Raw genomic sequence first — 18,705 nt, forward strand, 5'->3', positions numbered from 1 at the left:
CAGAGCAGGATGCCAGCGCCACTTTTGATGAGTAAGCAATGAGTATGTCAACTACCACCGAAATCATCGCTCAGCATTGGGCATTCATCGTTTTTATCGTCATCGCATTTGGCCTCTGTGCGTTTATGTTGACCGGAGGATGGCTGTTAGGCGGCAGAGCTCGTGCCCGTCATAAAGACACGCCTTTCGAATCCGGTATTGAATCCGTGGGTGATACTCACATCCGCTTATCCGCCAAATTCTACCTGGTGGCGATGTTCTTCGTTATCTTCGACGTCGAAGCTCTCTTTTTATACGCATGGGCGACCTCAATCCGTGAAAGTGGATGGGTCGGCTTTGTGGAAGCCGCAATTTTCATTTTGGTGCTCCTGGCGGGCCTGGTTTATCTGGTGCGCATTGGCGCGTTGGACTGGACTCCTGCACGCCGCCGAATCGTGGTTAAAACTCCCACGGTAAGTCACACCAATCCTCACAAGCAGTAAAAGAGAGGCAATAAGATGGACTATACGCTCACCCGCATAGACCCGAACGGTGGTGAGAACGACCGTTACCCTCTGCAAAAGCAGGAAATCGTCAGCGATCCGCTGGAGCAGCACGTTCATCGCAGCGTTTACATGGGCAAGCTCGAACATGCCCTGCACGACATGGTGAACTGGGGACGTAAGAATTCCCTGTGGCCCTACAACTTTGGTCTTTCCTGCTGCTACGTTGAGATGACCACCTCCTTCACCGCCGTGCACGATGTGGCGCGTTTTGGTGCTGAGGTTATGCGTGCCTCACCGCGTCAGGCCGACTTTATGGTTATTGCCGGTACGCCGTTCACTAAAATGGCCCCGGTGATTCAGCGTTTGTACGATCAGATGCTGGAGCCGAAATGGGTCATTTCCATGGGGGCCTGTGCCAACTCAGGCGGCATGTACGATATCTATTCTGTCGTGCAGGGCGTGGATAAATTCCTGCCGGTTGACGTTTACATTCCAGGTTGCCCACCGCGCCCTGAAGCCTACATGCAGGCTCTGCTGTTACTGCAGGAGTCGATTGGTAAAGAGCGTCGTCCTCTGTCCTGGGTGGTCGGCGATCAGGGCGTTTACCGTGCCAATATGCAGTCTGAGCGTGAACGTAAGCGTGGCGAGCGTATTGCAGTAACCAACCTGCGTACACCAGACGAAGTTTAAGTTAACCGTATGGATGGAATCAGTGCCTGCAGCGACAATACACAAATTAATGCATGGCACCATCCTGACGCCTTCATTTGAGCGCCTGTTAGCAGGCCGGAATGGTGAGTAACGTATGACAGATTTGACCACGCAAGATCTCGCTCAGCCGCTATGGCAAACCCGGGATCATCTGGATGACCCGGTAATTGGCGAATTGCGTAATCGTTTTGGGCCGGATGCCTTTACTGTTCAGGCAACACGTACCGGGATTCCGGTGGTATGGGTTAAGCGTGAACAGCTACTGGAAATCATCACTTTCCTGCGTAAATTACCCAAGCCTTACGTCATGCTCTATGACCTGCATGGTATGGACGAACGTTTACGCACCCACCGCGCCGGGTTACCTGCCGCGGATTTTTCCGTTTTCTACCACCTGCTTTCGATTGAACGCAATCGCGACATCATGCTCAAGGTGGCATTGTCTGAAAACGATATGCACGTGCCGACCATCACGAAAATTTTCGCCAATGCGAACTGGTATGAGCGCGAAACCTGGGAGATGTTCGGCATCACTTTTGACGGTCACCCGCACCTGACCCGCATCATGATGCCGCAGACGTGGGAAGGGCACCCGCTGCGTAAGGATTACCCTGCGCGCGCCACCGAATTCGATCCTTTCACGCTGACCAAACAGAAAGAAGATCTGGAAATGGAAGCGCTGACGTTCAAGCCAGAAGACTGGGGCATGAAACGCAGTACTGCCAGTGAAGACTTCATGTTCCTTAACCTGGGTCCTAACCACCCCTCCGCGCACGGTGCGTTCCGCATCATTTTGCAGCTGGATGGTGAAGAGATTGTCGACTGCGTTCCGGATATTGGTTATCACCACCGTGGTGCCGAGAAGATGGGCGAGCGTCAGTCCTGGCACAGCTATATTCCCTACACTGACCGCATCGAATACCTCGGTGGCTGCGTCAACGAAATGCCTTATGTGCTGGCGGTAGAAAAACTGGCCGGCATCGTGGTGCCCGATCGCGTTAACGTAATCCGCGTGATGCTTTCAGAGCTGTTCCGCATCAACAGTCACCTGCTGTACATCTCCACCTTTATTCAGGACGTCGGGGCCATGACGCCGGTGTTCTTTGCCTTTACCGACCGTCAGAAAATTTATGACGTGGTGGAGGCGATTACCGGTTTCCGTATGCATCCGGCCTGGTTCCGTATTGGCGGCGTCGCACATGACCTGCCGAAAGGCTGGGAACGCCTGCTGCGTGACTTCCTGGACTGGATGCCAAAACGTCTGAAAGAGTATGACAAAGCGGCGCTGCGCAACACCGTACTGATGGGCCGTTCGCAGGGCGTAGCCGCCTATAACATGGAAGAAGCGCTGGCCTGGGGCACAACCGGTGCCGCGCTACGTGCAACGGGTCTCGATTTTGACGTGCGTAAATGGCGCCCCTACTCAGGCTATGAAAACTTCGATTTTGAGGTTCCTGTGGGCGCCGGCATCAGTGATGCCTATACGCGCGTACAACTGAAAATGGAAGAGATGTGGCAGTCGCTGCGTATCCTGGAGCAGTGCCTGAACAACATGCCGGAAGGGCCGTTTAAGGCGGATCATCCGTTAACCACGCCGCCACCGAAAGAGCGTACGCTGCAGCACATTGAAACCCTGATCACCCACTTCCTGCAGGTTTCCTGGGGCCCGGTCATGCCGGCCAACGAATCTTTCCAGATGATTGAGGCGACCAAAGGGATCAACAGTTACTACCTGACCAGCGACGGCAGCACGATGAGTTACCGCACGCGTGTGCGTACACCGAGCTTCCCGCACCTGCAGCAGATTCCATCGGTAATCCGTGGCAGCCTGGTATCCGACCTGATCGTATACCTCGGTAGTATCGACTTTGTTATGTCAGACGTGGACCGCTAATTATGCACGATCAACACATTGCTATTAAAACGATCGACCCTAACGAGGTCTTCGTGCTGAGTGCGGAAGAGCACCATGCGATTGAGCACGAAAAACACCATTACGAAGATGCGCGCGCTGCCTCCATTGAAGCACTGAAAATTGTGCAGAAGCAGCGCGGCTGGGTGCCTGACGGTGCGATCCATGCGATTGCAGAAGTGTTAGGAATTCCTGCCAGCGACGTAGAAGGCGTGGCAACGTTCTATAGTCAGATTTTCCGTCAGCCTGTTGGCCGTCACGTGATTCGCTACTGCGACAGCGTGGTGTGCCACATCACCGGTTTTCAGGGGATTCAGGCGGCACTGGAAGAAAACCTGAATATTAAGCCTGGCCAGACGACAACCGACGGTCGCTTTACCTTACTGCCGACCTGTTGCCTGGGTAACTGTGATAAAGGTCCAACCATGATGGTGGATGAAGATACCCACGTTCATCTGACGCCGGAAGGCATCGCCTCTTTGCTGGAGCAGTATCAATGACAATCAAACAGATCATTCGTACTGCTGAAACCCATCCCCTGACCTGGCGCATGCGCGAGGATCAGCAGCCGGTATGGCTTGATGAGTATCGCAGCAAAAACGGCTATGCCGGTGCGGAAAAAGCCCTGAAAGGGATGGCACCTGACGAAATCGTCTCACTGGTAAAAGATTCCGGTCTGAAAGGGCGCGGCGGTGCCGGGTTCTCGACGGGCCTGAAGTGGAGCCTGATGCCGAAAGATGAATCCATGAACATCCGTTACCTGCTGTGTAACGCCGATGAAATGGAGCCTGGCACATATAAAGACCGCCTGTTGATGGAACAGATGCCGCATCAGCTGGTGGAAGGCATGCTAATCAGTGCGTTTGCCCTGAAAGCTTACCGGGGCTACATCTTTCTGCGCGGCGAATACATTGAAGCCGCAGTGCATCTGCGTCGTGCGATTGCGGAAGCCACTGAAGCAGGCCTGTTGGGCAAAAACATTCTGGGTACCGGTTTTGATTTTGAACTGTTCGTCCACACCGGTGCGGGACGTTATATCTGCGGTGAAGAAACGGCACTGATTAACTCCCTGGAAGGTCGCCGTGCCAACCCACGTTCTAAGCCGCCTTTCCCGGCAAGCGCGGGCGTGTGGGGCAAGCCGACCTGCGTGAACAACGTTGAAACGCTGTCGAACGTGCCGGCTATTCTGGCCAACGGCGTCGAGTGGTACAAAGGTCTGTCAAAAAGCGACGACGCCGGTACGAAACTGATGGGCTTCTCCGGCCGGGTGAAAAACCCTGGGGTGTGGGAACTGCCATTTGGCATCACCGCACGCGAAATCCTTGAGGATTATGCCGGCGGTATGCGCGACGGCCTGCGTTTTAAAGCCTGGCAGCCGGGTGGCGCGGGGACCGACTTTTTAACGGAGCAGCACCTCGATCTGCCCATGGAATTTGCCAGCATTGGTAAAGCCGGCAGCCGTCTGGGTACCGCTCTGGCAATGGCCGTGGACCATGAAATCAACATGGTTTCACTGGTGCGTAACCTGGAAGAGTTCTTTGCCCGCGAATCCTGCGGTTGGTGTACGCCATGCCGTGATGGCCTGCCGTGGAGCGTGAAGATTCTGCGCGCGCTGGAGCAGAAAAAAGGCCAGCCGGGGGACATTGAGACCCTGGAGCAGCTTTGCCGCCAGCTTGGCCCGGGCAAAACCTTCTGTGCCCACGCGCCGGGTGCGGTCGAGCCGCTGCAGAGCGCCATTAAATATTTCCGTGAAGAGTTTGAAGCCGGCATTGCGCCGCAGGTGTTTGGCAATACCCGATCTATCGGCGGTATTCAGCCAAACCTGCTGAAAGCGCGCTGGTAATTCGCCGTTATCCACGGGAGCTGGCCCTGTGCCGCCGTCCCTGTTGCAGTGTGCAGGGGCAAGAATTTGATTAACGCTCGTTTCTGACGAGCCTGACGGAAGCATGTCACTATGGCTACAATCCATGTAGACGGTAAAGAATATGATGTGAACGGAGCGGACAACCTGCTACAGGCATGTCTGTCTCTGGGCCTTGATATTCCTTATTTTTGCTGGCATCCGGCGCTGGGAAGCGTGGGTGCCTGCCGCCAGTGTGCGGTGAAGCAATTCCAGAACGCTGAAGACACCCGCGGCCGCCTTGTCATGTCCTGTATGACACCGGCGTCCGATGGCACCTTCATCTCAATTGATGATGGCGAAGCGAAAGAGTTCCGTGAAAGCGTGGTGGAGTGGTTAATGACTAACCACCCACATGACTGTCCGGTATGTGAAGAGGGCGGTAACTGTCATCTTCAGGATATGACGGTCATGACAGGCCACAGCTTCCGTCGCTATCGCTTCACCAAACGTACTCACCGCAATCAGGATCTCGGTCCGTTCATCTCGCACGAAATGAACCGCTGTATCGCCTGCTACCGCTGCGTGCGTTACTACAAAGATTATGCCGACGGTAAAGATCTGGGCGTGTATGGTGCGCACGATAACGTGTATTTTGGTCGTCCGGAAGACGGCACGCTGGAAAGCGAGTTCTCCGGTAACCTGGTCGAAATCTGCCCGACCGGCGTGTTCACCGATAAAACTCACTCCGAACGCTATAACCGTAAATGGGATATGCAGTTCGCGCCAAGCATCTGTCAGCAGTGCAGCGTAGGCTGTAACACCAGCCCCGGTGAGCGCTACGGCGAACTGCGTCGTATCGAAAACCGCTATAATGGCAGCGTTAACCACTACTTCCTGTGCGATCGTGGTCGCTTTGGCTACGGTTATGTCAATCTGAAAGATCGTCCTCGCCATCCGGTCCAGTTGCGTGGCAACGACAGCGTGAAGCTGAATGCCGAGCAGGCCGTTAACGCCGGAGCCGATGTCCTGCGTCAGGCGAAGCGCGTCATTGGTATTGGTTCGCCGCGTGCCAGCATCGAAAGTAACTTTGCTCTGCGCGAACTGGTCGGTGCGGAAAACTTCTCTACCGGTATGCCCGCGGGCGAACAGGCGCGTCTTGAACTGCTGCTGAAAGTGCTGCGTGAAGGCGGCATTTATACGCCTTCACTGCGCGAGATCGAGAGCTACGACGCGGTGCTGGTGTTAGGCGAAGACCTGACACAGGTTGGCGCACGCGTGGCCCTGTCAGTGCGTCAGGCAGTAAAAGGCAAAGCCCGCGAAATGGCCGCTGCGCAGAAAGTCGCAGACTGGCAGATCGCCGCGATCCTCAATATCGGTCAGCACACTAAGCATCCGTTATTTGTCACCAACGTTGATGAAACCCGTCTGGACGACATCGCGGCGTGGAGCTACCGTGCCCCGGTTGAAGAACAGGCGCGTCTTGGCTTTGCGATTGCCCACGCGCTGGACGACAGTGCGCCAGCCGTCAGCGATTTCGACAGTGCGCTGAACGGTAAGCTGGATGTGGTGGTACAGGCGCTGGCCGGTGCCAAAAAACCGCTAATCATTTCCGGCGTGCATTCAGGCAGCAGTGCCATGATCGAAGCGGCCGCGAACGTGGCCAAAGCCCTGAAAGCGCGCGGTGCAGACGTCGGTATCACCCTGCTGGCTGGTCATGCTAACAGCATGGGCCTGGGCCTGATGGGGGGCAATACGCTGGATCAGGCACTGGAACAACTGCAGAACGGCGAAGCCGATGCGGTCGTGGTGCTGGAAAACGATTTGTATCGCCATGCGCCAAAAGCGCAGGTCGATGCGGCGCTGAACCATGCGGCTAACGTGATTGTGGTCGATCATCAGCGCACCGCCACGGTGGAAAAAGCCGGACTGGTGCTTTCCGCTGCCAGTTTTGCCGAAAGCGACGGTACGTCAATTAACCATGAGGGCCGCGCACAGCGCTTCTTCCAGGTGTACGATCCTGCCTACTACGATAACAGCATTGTGATGCTGGAAAGCTGGCGCTGGTTGCACTCGCTGCACAGCGCGCTGGAAAGCCGTCACGTTGACTGGACGCAACTGGACCATGTCATTGATGCCGTTGTGGCAAGTCTGCCACAACTGAAAGGGATCAAGGATGCGGCGCCGGATGCCAGCTTCCGTATTCGTGGTCAGAAGCTGGCGCGTTCTCCGCATCGTGCCAGTGGGCGTACTGCTGCGCGCGCGAATATCAGCGTGCACGAGCCGCGTCAGCCGCAGGATCAGGACACAATGTTTGCCTTCTCGATGGAAGGAAACAACCAGCCGAGCGCCCCGCGTTCGCAAATTCCGTTTGCGTGGGCACCAGGCTGGAACTCACCGCAGGCGTGGAACAAATTCCAGGATGAAGTGGGCGGGAAACTGCGTCATGGTGATCCCGGTGTGCGTTTGTTCGAAGCCAGCGATGCGCAGCTTGCCTGGTTCAGCAGCGTGCCAGAAGCCTATGCCACGCAAGGTCAGTTCCGCGTCGCGCCTTACTACCAGTTATTCGGAAGTGAAGAAATGACGCAGCGTGCGCCGGTTATCCAGCAGCGCATGTCGGCACCAACCCTGGTTCTGAACCCGGAAGATGCCGCGAAGCTGGGCGTGAATAACGGTGCAGCGGTGGAATTAACCTGTGCAGGTGAAACCGTACGTTTGCCAGTGCGTTTCTCGGCTTCTTTGCAGGCAGGGCAGGTTGGGCTTCCACTCGGTATGCCGGGTGTCCCGCCCTTCCTGGCGAATGCAAAAATTGATTCTCTGCAGGAGGCGGCGCAATGAGCTGGTTAACACCGGATGTTATCGACATTCTGATCGCCATTGGTAAAGCGCTTGTGATTTTGCTGGTCGTGGTGGCCTGCGGTGCGTTTATGAGCTTCGCCGAGCGTCGTTTGCTCGGCCTGTTTCAGAACCGCTATGGGCCGAACCGTGTGGGCTGGGGCGGATCGTTGCAGCTGGTTGCTGACATGATCAAGATGTTCTTTAAAGAGGACTGGGTTCCCCCGTTCACCGATCGCTTTATCTTTACGCTGGCGCCGGTCATCGCGTTTGTTTCCCTGCTGCTGGCCTTTGCTATCGTCCCGGTTTCACCGACCTGGGTGGTGATCGATCTCAATATCGGGTTGCTGTTCTTCCTGATGATGGCGGGCCTGGCTGTGTATGCCGTGCTGTTTGCGGGCTGGTCGAGTAATAACAAATACTCGCTGTTAGGTGCGATGCGTGCCTCTGCGCAGACCTTGAGTTACGAAGTGTTCCTGGGTCTGTCACTGATGGGCGTGGTAGCGCAGGCGGGTTCGTTCAACATGACCGATATCGTCAACAGTCAGACGCATCTGTGGAACATCATCCCGCAGTTCTTTGGGTTTGTGACCTTCTGTATCGCGGGCGTGGCCGTTTGTCACCGCCATCCGTTTGACCAGCCCGAAGCCGAGCAGGAACTGGCTGACGGTTACCACATTGAATATGCCGGTATGAAATTTGGTCTGTTCTTTGTCGGCGAATATGTCGCGATTACCACCGTTTCAGCGCTGATTGTGACGCTGTTCTTTGGTGGCTGGCACGGGCCTTTCCTGCCGCCGTTCATCTGGTTCGCCCTGAAAACGGCGTTCTTTATGATGATGTTCATCCTGATTCGTGCTGCGCTTCCGCGTCCACGCTATGACCAGGTGCTGTCGTTCGGCTGGAAAGTGTGTCTGCCGTTGACGCTGTTGAACCTGCTGGCGACCGCCGCAGTGATTCTTTATACAGCGCAGTAAGGGGTAACAAATGACGTTAAAAGATATTGTCGTAGGCTTCGGCACGACAGTGCGCAGTATCTGGATGATTGGCATGCACGCCTTCGCGAAACGCGAAACCCAGATGTATCCAGAAGAGCCGGTCTACCTGCCACCGCGTTACCGTGGCCGTATTGTGTTGACCCGCGATCCTGATGGTGCAGAGCGTTGTGTTGCCTGTAACCTGTGTGCGGTAGCCTGTCCGGTAGGCTGTATTTCGCTGCAAAAAGCGGAAACCAAAGACGGCCGCTGGTATCCAGAGTTCTTCCGTATCAACTTCTCACGCTGCATTTTCTGCGGCCTGTGCGAAGAGGCCTGCCCAACCACCGCTATCCAGCTGACGCCGGATTTCGAACTGGGCGAGTTCAAGCGTCAGGATCTGGTATACGAAAAAGAAGACCTGTTGATCTCGGGGCCGGGTAAATATCCGGAGTACAACTTCTACCGTATGGCAGGTATGGCAATTGACGGTAAAGATAAGGGTGACGCAGAGAACGAAGCGAAACCTATCGACGTCAAAGGCTTACTACCTTAAGGAGCAGGGCATGGAATTTGCGTTTTATCTTTGCGGACTGGTGGCGGTGGTGACGACGTTGCGCGTGATCACCCACACTAATCCGGTACATGCGTTGCTGTACCTGATCGTTTCGCTGTTATCGGTGGCTGGCGTCTTCTTCTCTCTGGGTGCCTACTTTGCAGGTGCGCTGGAAATTATTGTGTATGCCGGTGCCATCATGGTGCTGTTCGTGTTCGTTGTGATGATGCTTAACCTGGGCAAAGCCACGCAGAAACAGGAGCGTGAATGGTTAAGTCCGTCGTTATGGATTGGTCCGGGCCTGGTTTCGTTGCTGCTGCTGGCAGTGATGATCTACGCCATCATGACGGCACATGACCAGGGTATTGACGGCAAAATTATCGATGCGAAAGCGGTGGGCATTAGTCTGTTTGGCCCGTATGTGCTGGCGGTTGAACTGGCATCAATGCTGCTGCTGGCCGGCCTGGTTGTGGCTTTCCACCTGGGCCGCGAAGAGCGCCAGGGCGAAGTCCTGAGCAACCGTTCAAACGATGCCGCGCAGGCGAATAAGGAGCAAGCATGATTCCCTTACAACATGGATTGATTCTGGCGGCGGTGCTGTTTGTGCTGGGGCTGACCTCGCTGGTGTTGCGCCGTAATCTGCTGTTTATGCTGATAAGCCTGGAAATCATGATCAATGCCGCGGCGCTGGCGCTGGTTGTTGCAGGCAGCTACTGGGGAGAGGCTGACGGTCAGGTGATGTATATTCTGGCTATCAGTCTCGCCGCAGCGGAAGCCAGTATTGGGCTGGCCCTGCTGCTTCAGCTCTATCGTCGTCGTCAGACGCTGAACATTGATACTGTGAGCGAGATGCGCGGATGAACCTTCTCTATTTAACTGTCTTATTTCCGCTAATCGGCTTTCTGCTGTTAGCGTTCTCCCGTGGCCGCTGGTCAGAAAACCTGTCCGCGACCGTGGGCATGGGATCGGTCGGGCTGGCCGCGCTCACCACGGTGTTTGTGGGTTTCGACTTCTTTGCCCACGGGCAGCAGGTCTTCACTCAGGCGCTGTGGACCTGGATTCATGTCGGCAATTTTAATATTCAGGTCAATCTGACGCTGGATGGCCTGTCGCTCACCATGCTGTCGGTGGTGACCGGTGTCGGCTTCCTGATCCATATGTTCGCCTCGTGGTATATGCGTGGAGAAGAGGGATATTCACGCTTCTTCGCTTATACCAACCTGTTTATCGCCAGCATGGTTGTTCTGGTCTTGGCGGATAACCTGATGCTGATGTATCTGGGTTGGGAAGGGGTAGGGCTGTGCTCCTATCTTCTGATCGGCTTCTATTACAGCAATCCGGAAAACGGCAAGGCGGCGATGAAGGCATTCATCATCACGCGCGTCGGTGATGTCTTCCTGGCATTTGCGTTGTTCATCCTTTACAACGAACTGGGTACGCTTAACTTCCGCGAAATGGCGGAACTGGCTCCGGCACACTTTGCGGCGGACAACCACATGCTGCAATGGGCCACGCTGATGCTGTTGGGTGGCGCAGTAGGTAAGTCTGCGCAGCTGCCGCTTCAGACCTGGCTGGCCGATGCGATGGCAGGTCCAACGCCGGTTTCCGCGCTGATTCACGCCGCCACCATGGTGACGGCAGGGGGTTACCTGATTGCCCGCACCCACGGCCTGTTCCTGTTGACGCCTGAAGTGCTGCATCTGGTCGGCATTATCGGTGCGATTACGCTGGTACTGGCGGGTTTTGCTGCTCTGGTCCAGACGGATATCAAACGTGTACTGGCTTACTCCACCATGAGTCAGATCGGCTACATGTTCCTGGCGCTGGGTGTGCAGGCGTGGGATGCCGCCATTTTCCACCTGATGACCCATGCCTTCTTTAAAGCCTTGCTGTTCCTGTCCTCAGGTTCGGTTATCCTGGCCTGCCACCACGAGCAGAACATCTTTAAGATGGGCGGACTGCGTAAAAGCATCCCACTGGTGTACACCTGCTTCCTGGTCGGCGGTGCTGCCCTGGCCGCATTGCCGCTGATTACCGCCGGTTTCTACAGTAAAGATGAAATCCTGTTTGGTGCACTGGCGAACGGCCATTTGAACCTGATGGTCGCGGGTCTGGTAGGGGCGTTCCTGACCTCAATCTACACCTTCCGCATGATCTTTATCGTCTTCCACGGCGAAGAGAAAATCCATGCACACGCGGGCAAAGGCATTACCCATCATCTGCCACTGATTGTGTTGCTGGTGCTCTCAACGTTTGTGGGTGCATTAATTACCCCACCGCTGGCGGGCGTTTTACCGGCCAATGAGTTTGGTGAGAACGGTAAAGTCACGCTGGAGATCGCGTCCGGCCTGGTCGCGGTTGCGGGCATCGTTATCGCCGCTGCACTCTGGCTGGGCAAGCGTCAGCTGGTCAGCAGCGTGGCCAACAGTGCGCCGGGCCGTTTCTTCGGCACCTGGTGGTTCGCCGCCTGGGGCTTTGACTGGCTCTACGACAAAGTCTTTGTCAAACCGTATCTGGGCATTGCGTGGTTGTTAAAACGCGATCCTCTTAACGGCCTGATGAACCTGCCTGCGTTGCTTTCACGTATCGCCAATAAAGGTCTGGTGGTCAGTGAAAACGGGTATTTGCGCTGGTATGTCGCGTCGATGAGCGTTGGTGCCGTCGTTGTGCTGGCGCTGCTGCTGGTAATTTAAAGATTGATGAGCGGGTAGGTGTGAAAACTTACCCATTAAGAATGTCAAAGATTGTCTGATGTAAGGGCGTAATCGGCGCAGTCCGTTTTGCCACCGCCAGCGCACAGCAACCGGAGCGTACTGAAGTACGTGAGGATTGCGAGCACTGCCGGGGGCGAAACGGGTAAGTGAGATAGCCCGAGCCAGGACAAAAAAAAGGGAAGTATGCCGTGTTATTACCTTGGCTAATTTTCATACCCTTCTTCGGTGGTTTCGTCTGCTGGCTCACCGAGCGCTTCGGCGCGAAGGTGCCTCGCTGGATCGCACTGATCACCATGGGGCTGACGTTGGCGCTCTCGCTGCAACTCTGGTTGCAGGGGGGCTATTCACTGACGCAGGCAGCGGGTATTCCGCAGTGGCAATCGAGCTTCTCAGTACCCTGGATTCCCCGTTTCGGCATTAATTTCCATTTAGCGCTTGATGGCCTTTCGCTGTTAATGGTGGTGCTGACCGGACTGCTCGGCCTGATGGCAGTGCTGTGTTCCTGGAACGAAATTGAAAAGTATCAGGGCTTCTTTCATCTGAACCTGATGTGGATCCTGGGCGGCGTTATCGGCGTGTTCCTCGCCATTGACATGTTCCTGTTCTTCTTCTTCTGGGAAATGATGCTGGTGCCGATGTACTTCCTCATCGCGCTGTGGGGACATAAAGCATCGGACGGTAAAACCCGTATTACCGCCGCGACCAAATTCTTTATTTATACTCAGGCATCCGGTCTGGTGATGTTGATTGCGATTCTGGCGCTGGTGTTTGTTCACTACAACACCACGGGCGTCTGGACGTTCAACTACGAGCAGTTGCTGAAGACGCCAATGTCGCACACCGTGGAGTACCTGCTGATGCTGGGCTTCTTCATCGCGTTTGCGGTGAAAATGCCGGTTGTCCCGCTTCATGGCTGGCTGCCTGATGCGCACAGTCAGGCTCCGACCGCAGGTTCAGTTGACCTGGCGGGTATCCTGCTGAAAACCGCCGCCTACGGCTTACTGCGCTTCAGCCTGCCGCTGTTTCCAAACGCCTCGGCAGAGTTTGCACCGATCGCGATGTGGTTAGGGATCATCGGGATTTTCTACGGTGCCTGGATGGCGTTCTCGCAGACGGATATCAAACGCCTGATTGCTTACACCTCTATTTCGCACATGGGCTTTGTCCTGATTGCGATTTACACCGGTAGCCAGTTGGCCTTCCAGGGCGCGGTTGTACAGATGATCGCGCACGGCCTGTCAGCAGCGGCGCTGTTTATCCTGTGCGGACAGCTTTACGAACGTCTGCATACCCGTGATATGCGTCAGATGGGCGGTTTGTGGTCGCGCATCAAATGGATTCCAGGGTTATCCCTGTTCTTTGCTGTCGCCAATCTGGGTATGCCAGGTACGGGTAACTTCGTCGGGGAATTCATGATCCTGACCGGCAGTTTCCAGATCGTTCCGGTCATTATCGTGATTGCGACCTTTGGCCTGGTTTTCGCCTCGGTCTATTCGCTGGTGATGATGCAACGTGCCTACTACGGTGAAGCGAAATCGAAAGATCCGCTGCCGGGCATGTCGGCGCGTGAATTCCTGACCATTGGGGTGCTCGTGGTCCTGCTGGTGCTGCTGGGTGTTTATCCTCAGCCGATTCTGGATACCTCACATGCTGCAATGAGCAATATTCAGCAGTGGTTTACCGCTTCAATTTCAACTACAAGGCCGTAATTCGCCATGACAATAACTCCTCAACAATTGATCGCGTTGCTGCCGCTGTTAATCGTCGGATTGACGGTGGTGGTTGTGATGCTGTCCATTGCCTGGCGACGCAACCACTTTGTTAACGCCACGCTAACAGTGGTTGGCCTGAACCTGGCACTGCTGTCACTGTATTTTGTCGGTCAGGTTGGCGCGATGGATGTCACGCCGCTGCTGCGTGTAGACGCGTATTCGATGTTCTATACCGCCCTGGTGATGCTCGCCAGCCTGGCAACCTGTACTTTTGCCTATCCGTGGCTGGCCACGTTCCCGGACAACAAGGACGAGTTTTATCTGCTGGTTCTGATTGCTGCACTGGGCGGTATTGTGTTGTCAGCGTCTAACCACCTTGCATCATTGTTTATCGGGATTGAACTGCTGTCACTGCCGTTGTTTGGTTTGATTGGTTACGCCTTCCGTCAGAAACGTTCGCTGGAAGCGGCCCTGAAATACACCATCCTGTCGGCGGCGGCATCGTCTTTCCTGCTGTTTGGTATCGCGCTGATTTACGCTGACTCGGGCAACCTGGGCTTCGTCAGCCTGGGTAAAAGTCTGACGGACAGCATGATTCAGGAGCCGCTGCTGCTGGTCGGTCTGGGCATGTTGATTATCGGTCTGGGCTTTAAACTGTCACTGGTGCCATTCCATCTGTGGACGCCGGACGTTTATCAGGGCGCACCCGCACCGGTTTCTACTTTCCTTGCCACCGCCAGCAAAATTGCGATCTTCGGCGTTATCATGCGCCTGTTTATGTACGCGCCGGTGACCGACAGCGAAGCCGTACGGACGGTACTGGCCGTGATTGCCTTTGTCTCCATCCTGTTCGGTAACCTGATGGCGATTTCGCAAAGCAATATCAAGCGCCTGCTGGGTTACTCTTCCATTGCGCATCTGGGGTATCTGCTGGTCGCGCTGATTGCGGTGAAAGATCATCAGCTGTCGCTGGAAACCGCAGGGGTTTACCTGGCCGGTTACCTGTTCAGCAGCCTCGGCGCGTTTGGTGTGGTAAGCCTGATGTCCAGTCCTTATCGTGGCCCGGATGCCGATTCGCTTTACTCCTATCGCGGGCTGTTCTGGCACCGTCCGATTCTGTCGGCCGTGATGACCGTGATGATGCTGTCGCTGGCGGGTATCCCCATGACGCTGGGCTTTATCGGTAAATTCTACGTGATTGCCTCTGGCGTGAGCGCCAACCTGTGGTGGTTGACCGGTGCGGTGGTAGTCGGCAGTGCGATTGGTCTTTACTACTATCTGCGCGTTACCGTCAGTCTTTATCTCAGCCCGCCTGAATTGCTGAGCCGCGATACGCCAGCAAACTGGGCCTTCACCGCCGGTGGCGTGGTTGTCTTGATCTCCGCGATTCTGGTGTTGGTGCTGGGCGTTTATCCGCAGCCGTTAATCAGACTGGTGCAGATGGCCCAGCCGCTGATGTAATGTCACGCTGTTGCGATCAATCAGGCCTTCGGGCCTGATTTTTTTTGTCTGAAAATCGACACAGGTGATTTTTGCATAGCCTTCGCAATATCACGTCGCGTCCGCTTTTCTCTTCGTTTTCATTCTGCATCTTCATTCTGTTTCCACAGTTTCGTGCTGAAATGGGCGAACAGATAAGGGGGAGCATTGCTTATGGATCGCCGACATTTTCTGCTGGGGTGTACCGCAACGCTGCTGACGGCAAAAAGCACACTGTCATTCGCCGCGCGGGCCGCTGTCGCCCAAACCGTTATTCCCCTCTGGCCCGGCTCGCCACCCGGCGGTGGCGGGCCAGAAGGGCCGGTTGAGACATCGCCTTCAGGCGCAGAGCGTCATATCGCCGTACCCACCTTAACCGTCTTACGACCGGGCATGGGGAACGGTCATGTTGTCCTGATCGCCGGCGGTGGCGGCTATAAACGGATAGAAATGGCAAAAGAAGCCTGGCCCGCGGCTCGCTGGTTAACGGCGCGCGGCTACACTGCGGCGATATTGCGTTATCGTCTGCCGTCCGAACACTGGGGCGATGGTAACCGGGTTGCCCTGCAGGATGCGCTGCGTGCCCTGCAACTGGTCAAAGCGCAGGCAACAGGGTTAACGGTGCTGGGGTTTTCGGCCGGTGCGCATTTGCTCGGGATGGCCATCAGCCCGATGGGCGCGCGCATGGGGGCGGTGACAGAGGCACAGGACAGCGCACCTGTTCAGGTTGACGGTGCCGCGCTGATTTATCCCGTCATTACGCTGGAAGCGCCTTATACGCACACATCCACTCACCGCATTTTGCTGGGGGCGCATCCTACGGCGGCAGAAGAAGCCGCCTGGTCGGTGCAGAATACGGTGACAGCAGCATCACCGCCTTTTTTTCTGGTGCAGGCCGAAGATGACCCGATATCCGATCCCCACAACACGCTGATCATGGCGCGAGCCTGTCAGCAACATCACGTAAATGTGGAGATGATCCGCTACCCAACCGGCGGGCACGGTTTTGGTATGGGGAAACCCGGCACACCCACCATGGCCTGGCCTGCGCGTTATCAACACTGGCTGCAAAGCCGCTAGCAGGCTACAGTGATGGGTCGGTTATTGAATGAGGATGAGACATGCATATCAGTTGGCTGGATCTGCACCAGCAGGCATTAAGCGTCCCGCAGCTTTATGCAGTACTGGCGTTGCGCTGTGAAGTCTTCGTCGTGGAGCAGCAGTGCGCCTATCTGGATGTGGATGGTCAGGATTTGCAGGGGGAGAATCGTCACCTCCTCGGCATGGCGCAGGATGACCTGCTGGCCTATGCGCGCATCCTGTCGCCCCGGCGCGCCGAGACAGAGGTAAAAATTGGGCGCGTCATCATCTCCAGCAAAGCCCGTGGCCTGAATTTAGGTAACCAGTTGATGGTGCAGGCGATAGCCAGCTGTGAACAGCACTGGCCAGGGCATGCACAGTTTCTTTCTGCCCAGGCGCATCTGGCGGGGTTTTATCAGCGTCACGGTTTTGTGGCGGTCAGCGACAGCTACCTTGAGGACGATATTCCTCATATTGATATGCGCAGAGCAGGGGGAAATAAACCGCGCTAACGACCTGACGGTTTTATTCCTCCCTCAGCCTGTCGCGTGTTCTTTTCACGTACGCAAAAAAAATGCATCCCGGCGCCAGGCCTGAGATGCATTATGCCGTGAGATGGCCGTGTTAGCTGACGGTCATCTGGCGATCGTCAACGTATTTACGCTGGTCTGGCGGGGGCGGCACATACTGATAGAGCCACGTTTCGCTCAGCGTTTCGTCTTTGGTGCGCAGGAACAGACGCATCTCAACGGGTTGTACGCTGTCGCTGTCAGGATACCAGTCAAAGAGGATACGGTACCCTTTGATCGGCTCAACATACAGAATCTCAACCTGCTTAAAGGTGCCGGAGGACACGGTAATCACCGGTTCAATGCCCTTTGGTGCGGCGGCCTGCAAATCGCCGCCGATAAAGTCGACAGCAAAACGACGGCACCACACATCCGGGAAGTGCTCGCCTGGCGCCCAGCCTTCGGGGAAGCCGCCGATGCCGGTGCGGGTTGCATCCACGCGCGCCAGTTGGCTCTGTACGGGCGGCAGTGCGCTCCAGTAGAGTTTGTACGAAAAGCTGAACGCGTTGCCCGCTTTGATCGGTTCGGCGGGCTGCCAGAAGCAGACGATGTTATCGAGCGTTTCACCGGTCGTGGGGATTTCCATCAGGTTGATGGCACCTTTACCCCACTTACCAACCGGTTCCACCCACAGGCTTGGCCGCTTGTTATACCAGCCAATCACGTCCTGATAATTCTCAAAGTCATGATCAAGCTGAAGCAGACCAAAACCACGCGGGTTTTCATCTTCGTAGGCGTTGAACTGCAGGCGCTGAGGGTTATTCAGCGGACGGGCAATCCATTCCCCTTTCCCGCTCCACATTGCCAGACGATCGGAGTCGTGAATCTGGGGATGGTAGGTGTTACACATCCGACGCTCGTTGGTGCCGCAGCTGAACATACTGGTCATCGGCGAAATGCCTAACTGACGAATATCCTTGCGGGCAAAGAGATGATTCTCAATGTCCATCACCACGCGTTCGGCTTCGCAGTGAATCACAAACTTGTATGCGCCAGTGATGCTGGCCCCATCCAGTAAGGCATAGCAGGTGAAGGTTGTGTCTTCGGCTTTCGGCGTTTCAAACCAGAACGCCGTAAAGTCCGGAAACTCTTCCTGACCATTGCTGAAGGTGTTAATGGCGACGCCACGCGCGGACAGGCCGTACTGGTAAGTATCATCGACAGCACGGAAGTAGCTGGCACCGAGAAAGGAGACGATATCGCGGCGGGCCAGTTCGGGTTTTTTAAAGGCACGGAAGCCCGCAAACCCCAGATCGGTTTTGCCTTCCAGCTGTTTAGTGTCGACTTTCGCATCGTTGTAGTTAAACAGCTCGGTGCGGAAGTGGATTTCGCGTGCCTCACGGCTGGCACTGTCGACGGAAAACATGCGGATGCGGCGTTTAAAGCCCATGCCGACGTGGAAAAACTGCACATCAAGCTCGCGATTCGGAATGTTGTTCCACAGCGAGTGATTAGCATCGTACTGAATATCGTTGTAAGCCTGCGGCGTCAGGTTAGCCAGCGTTTGCGGCAGCGGGCCCGGTGGACCACCCCACGGCTTTTTGGCCAGTGCGGCCGCGTTCTTTTTTAACTCGTCGAAATCGAAGCGCACTGCGATTCCGTCAGCAATGCCATCATCTGCCCAGGCGGATTGCGCGAATAGCGTTGATAAGCCTGTCATACCGCTCACCGCGGAGAAGGCCATTGACGCTTTCATAAACATTCTTCGATTCATGCCGGAGATCATTCCTTAGCTTTTCGAGTTTGTTGTGACTGTCGTGTCGAAGCACAGAGCCTGATTATTACAGGCAACAGCAGGGTACGACAGTCGGCTTAGAGAAAAATTCAGTTCGCTGAAA

General features: G+C 55.6%; 16 protein-coding genes. 15 read left to right on the forward strand and 1 reads right to left on the reverse strand.

The window, feature by feature from the left end; translation table 11 throughout:
• Positions 1 to 38: 38 nt before the first annotated feature.
• From F7Q90_RS00370 to F7Q90_RS00440, 15 genes are all read left to right on the forward strand, one after another.
• Entirely contained in the window at positions 39 to 482 is a 444-nt protein-coding gene (locus F7Q90_RS00370; protein WP_006120027.1) for an NADH-quinone oxidoreductase subunit A, read from the forward strand.
• Positions 483 to 497: 15 nt separating this feature from the next.
• On the forward strand, positions 498 to 1,175 hold the full coding sequence (locus F7Q90_RS00375; RefSeq protein WP_006120026.1) for a NuoB/complex I 20 kDa subunit family protein: 678 nt from the start codon (positions 498 to 500) through the stop codon (positions 1,173 to 1,175).
• Positions 1,176 to 1,290: 115 nt separating this feature from the next.
• Positions 1,291 to 3,090 (forward strand): NADH-quinone oxidoreductase subunit C/D, encoded by a 1,800-nt coding sequence (gene nuoC / locus F7Q90_RS00380; protein WP_006120025.1) that lies wholly within the window; start codon positions 1,291 to 1,293, stop codon positions 3,088 to 3,090.
• Positions 3,091 to 3,092: 2 nt separating this feature from the next.
• The gene (gene nuoE / locus F7Q90_RS00385; RefSeq protein ID WP_006120024.1) at positions 3,093 to 3,608 is read left to right on the forward strand and encodes an NADH-quinone oxidoreductase subunit NuoE; all 516 of its coding nucleotides are present in this window, start codon (positions 3,093 to 3,095) and stop codon (positions 3,606 to 3,608) included.
• Between the two features lie 2 nt (positions 3,609 to 3,610).
• Complete coding sequence (gene nuoF, locus F7Q90_RS00390; protein WP_170317973.1) at positions 3,611 to 4,951, forward strand: NADH-quinone oxidoreductase subunit NuoF; 1,341 nt, start codon at positions 3,611 to 3,613, stop codon at positions 4,949 to 4,951.
• 111 nt (positions 4,952 to 5,062) lie between these two features.
• Positions 5,063 to 7,786 (forward strand): NADH-quinone oxidoreductase subunit NuoG, encoded by a 2,724-nt coding sequence (nuoG, locus tag F7Q90_RS00395; protein WP_006120022.1) that lies wholly within the window; start codon positions 5,063 to 5,065, stop codon positions 7,784 to 7,786.
• Positions 7,783 to 8,760 carry an NADH-quinone oxidoreductase subunit NuoH gene (nuoH, locus tag F7Q90_RS00400; protein ID WP_006120021.1) on the forward strand — a complete coding sequence of 326 codons (978 nt, stop codon included), beginning with the start codon at positions 7,783 to 7,785 and terminating at the stop codon, positions 8,758 to 8,760. The genes nuoG and nuoH overlap by 4 nt, the downstream gene beginning before the upstream one ends.
• Before the next feature lie 10 nt (positions 8,761 to 8,770).
• Positions 8,771 to 9,313, forward strand: coding sequence for an NADH-quinone oxidoreductase subunit NuoI (gene nuoI / locus F7Q90_RS00405; protein WP_006120020.1), 543 nt, complete (start codon positions 8,771 to 8,773; stop codon positions 9,311 to 9,313).
• A gap of 10 nt (positions 9,314 to 9,323) precedes the next feature.
• Positions 9,324 to 9,875 carry an NADH-quinone oxidoreductase subunit J gene (gene nuoJ, locus F7Q90_RS00410; protein ID WP_006120019.1) on the forward strand — a complete coding sequence of 184 codons (552 nt, stop codon included), beginning with the start codon at positions 9,324 to 9,326 and terminating at the stop codon, positions 9,873 to 9,875.
• A complete protein-coding gene (gene nuoK / locus F7Q90_RS00415; RefSeq protein WP_006120018.1) occupies positions 9,872 to 10,174 on the forward strand; it encodes an NADH-quinone oxidoreductase subunit NuoK in 303 nt (100 codons plus the stop codon). The genes nuoJ and nuoK overlap by 4 nt, the downstream gene beginning before the upstream one ends.
• A complete protein-coding gene (gene nuoL, locus F7Q90_RS00420; RefSeq protein WP_006120017.1) occupies positions 10,171 to 12,006 on the forward strand; it encodes an NADH-quinone oxidoreductase subunit L in 1,836 nt (611 codons plus the stop codon). Before nuoK ends, nuoL begins: the two co-directional genes overlap by 4 nt.
• Positions 12,007 to 12,215: 209 nt before the next feature.
• Positions 12,216 to 13,736 (forward strand): NADH-quinone oxidoreductase subunit M, encoded by a 1,521-nt coding sequence (nuoM, locus tag F7Q90_RS00425; protein ID WP_006120016.1) that lies wholly within the window; start codon positions 12,216 to 12,218, stop codon positions 13,734 to 13,736.
• Positions 13,737 to 13,742: 6 nt separating this feature from the next.
• Entirely contained in the window at positions 13,743 to 15,200 is a 1,458-nt protein-coding gene (gene nuoN, locus F7Q90_RS00430) for an NADH-quinone oxidoreductase subunit NuoN (RefSeq protein WP_006120015.1), read from the forward strand.
• A 192-nt stretch (positions 15,201 to 15,392) separates the two neighbouring features.
• A complete protein-coding gene (locus tag F7Q90_RS00435; RefSeq protein WP_006120014.1) occupies positions 15,393 to 16,298 on the forward strand; it encodes an alpha/beta hydrolase in 906 nt (301 codons plus the stop codon).
• 41 nt (positions 16,299 to 16,339) lie between these two features.
• Complete coding sequence (locus F7Q90_RS00440) at positions 16,340 to 16,810, forward strand: GNAT family N-acetyltransferase (protein WP_006120013.1); 471 nt, start codon at positions 16,340 to 16,342, stop codon at positions 16,808 to 16,810.
• A gap of 112 nt (positions 16,811 to 16,922) precedes the next feature.
• Here F7Q90_RS00440 and F7Q90_RS00445 read toward each other — a convergent pair whose 3' ends face one another.
• Positions 16,923 to 18,581, reverse strand: a complete 1,659-nt coding sequence (locus tag F7Q90_RS00445; protein ID WP_006120012.1) for a glucan biosynthesis protein D — start codon at positions 18,579 to 18,581, stop codon at positions 16,923 to 16,925.
• Positions 18,582 to 18,705: the final 124 nt, after the last annotated feature.

Source organism: Pantoea stewartii subsp. stewartii, from assembly GCF_008801695.1.
GTDB classification, from domain to species: domain Bacteria; phylum Pseudomonadota; class Gammaproteobacteria; order Enterobacterales; family Enterobacteriaceae; genus Pantoea; species Pantoea stewartii.

Bases quoted from the DNA above. Each gene is read 5' to 3' on its own strand.
- nuoG (WP_006120022.1), top strand. From the start codon at position 5,063: ATGGCTACAATCCATGTAGACGGTAAAGAATATGATGTGAACGGAGCG.
- nuoN (WP_006120015.1), top strand. From the start codon at position 13,743: ATGACAATAACTCCTCAACAATTGATCGCGTTGCTGCCGCTGTTAATC.
- nuoH (WP_006120021.1), top strand. From the start codon at position 7,783: ATGAGCTGGTTAACACCGGATGTTATCGACATTCTGATCGCCATTGGT.
- F7Q90_RS00375 (WP_006120026.1), top strand. From the start codon at position 498: ATGGACTATACGCTCACCCGCATAGACCCGAACGGTGGTGAGAACGAC.
- nuoL (WP_006120017.1), top strand. From the start codon at position 10,171: ATGAACCTTCTCTATTTAACTGTCTTATTTCCGCTAATCGGCTTTCTG.
- F7Q90_RS00440 (WP_006120013.1), top strand. From the start codon at position 16,340: ATGCATATCAGTTGGCTGGATCTGCACCAGCAGGCATTAAGCGTCCCG.
- nuoE (WP_006120024.1), top strand. From the start codon at position 3,093: ATGCACGATCAACACATTGCTATTAAAACGATCGACCCTAACGAGGTC.
- nuoC (WP_006120025.1), top strand. From the start codon at position 1,291: ATGACAGATTTGACCACGCAAGATCTCGCTCAGCCGCTATGGCAAACC.
- F7Q90_RS00435 (WP_006120014.1), top strand. From the start codon at position 15,393: ATGGATCGCCGACATTTTCTGCTGGGGTGTACCGCAACGCTGCTGACG.
- F7Q90_RS00370 (WP_006120027.1), top strand. From the start codon at position 39: ATGAGTATGTCAACTACCACCGAAATCATCGCTCAGCATTGGGCATTC.
- nuoJ (WP_006120019.1), top strand. From the start codon at position 9,324: ATGGAATTTGCGTTTTATCTTTGCGGACTGGTGGCGGTGGTGACGACG.
- nuoI (WP_006120020.1), top strand. From the start codon at position 8,771: ATGACGTTAAAAGATATTGTCGTAGGCTTCGGCACGACAGTGCGCAGT.
- F7Q90_RS00445 (WP_006120012.1), bottom strand. From the start codon at position 18,581: ATGAATCGAAGAATGTTTATGAAAGCGTCAATGGCCTTCTCCGCGGTG.
- nuoK (WP_006120018.1), top strand. From the start codon at position 9,872: ATGATTCCCTTACAACATGGATTGATTCTGGCGGCGGTGCTGTTTGTG.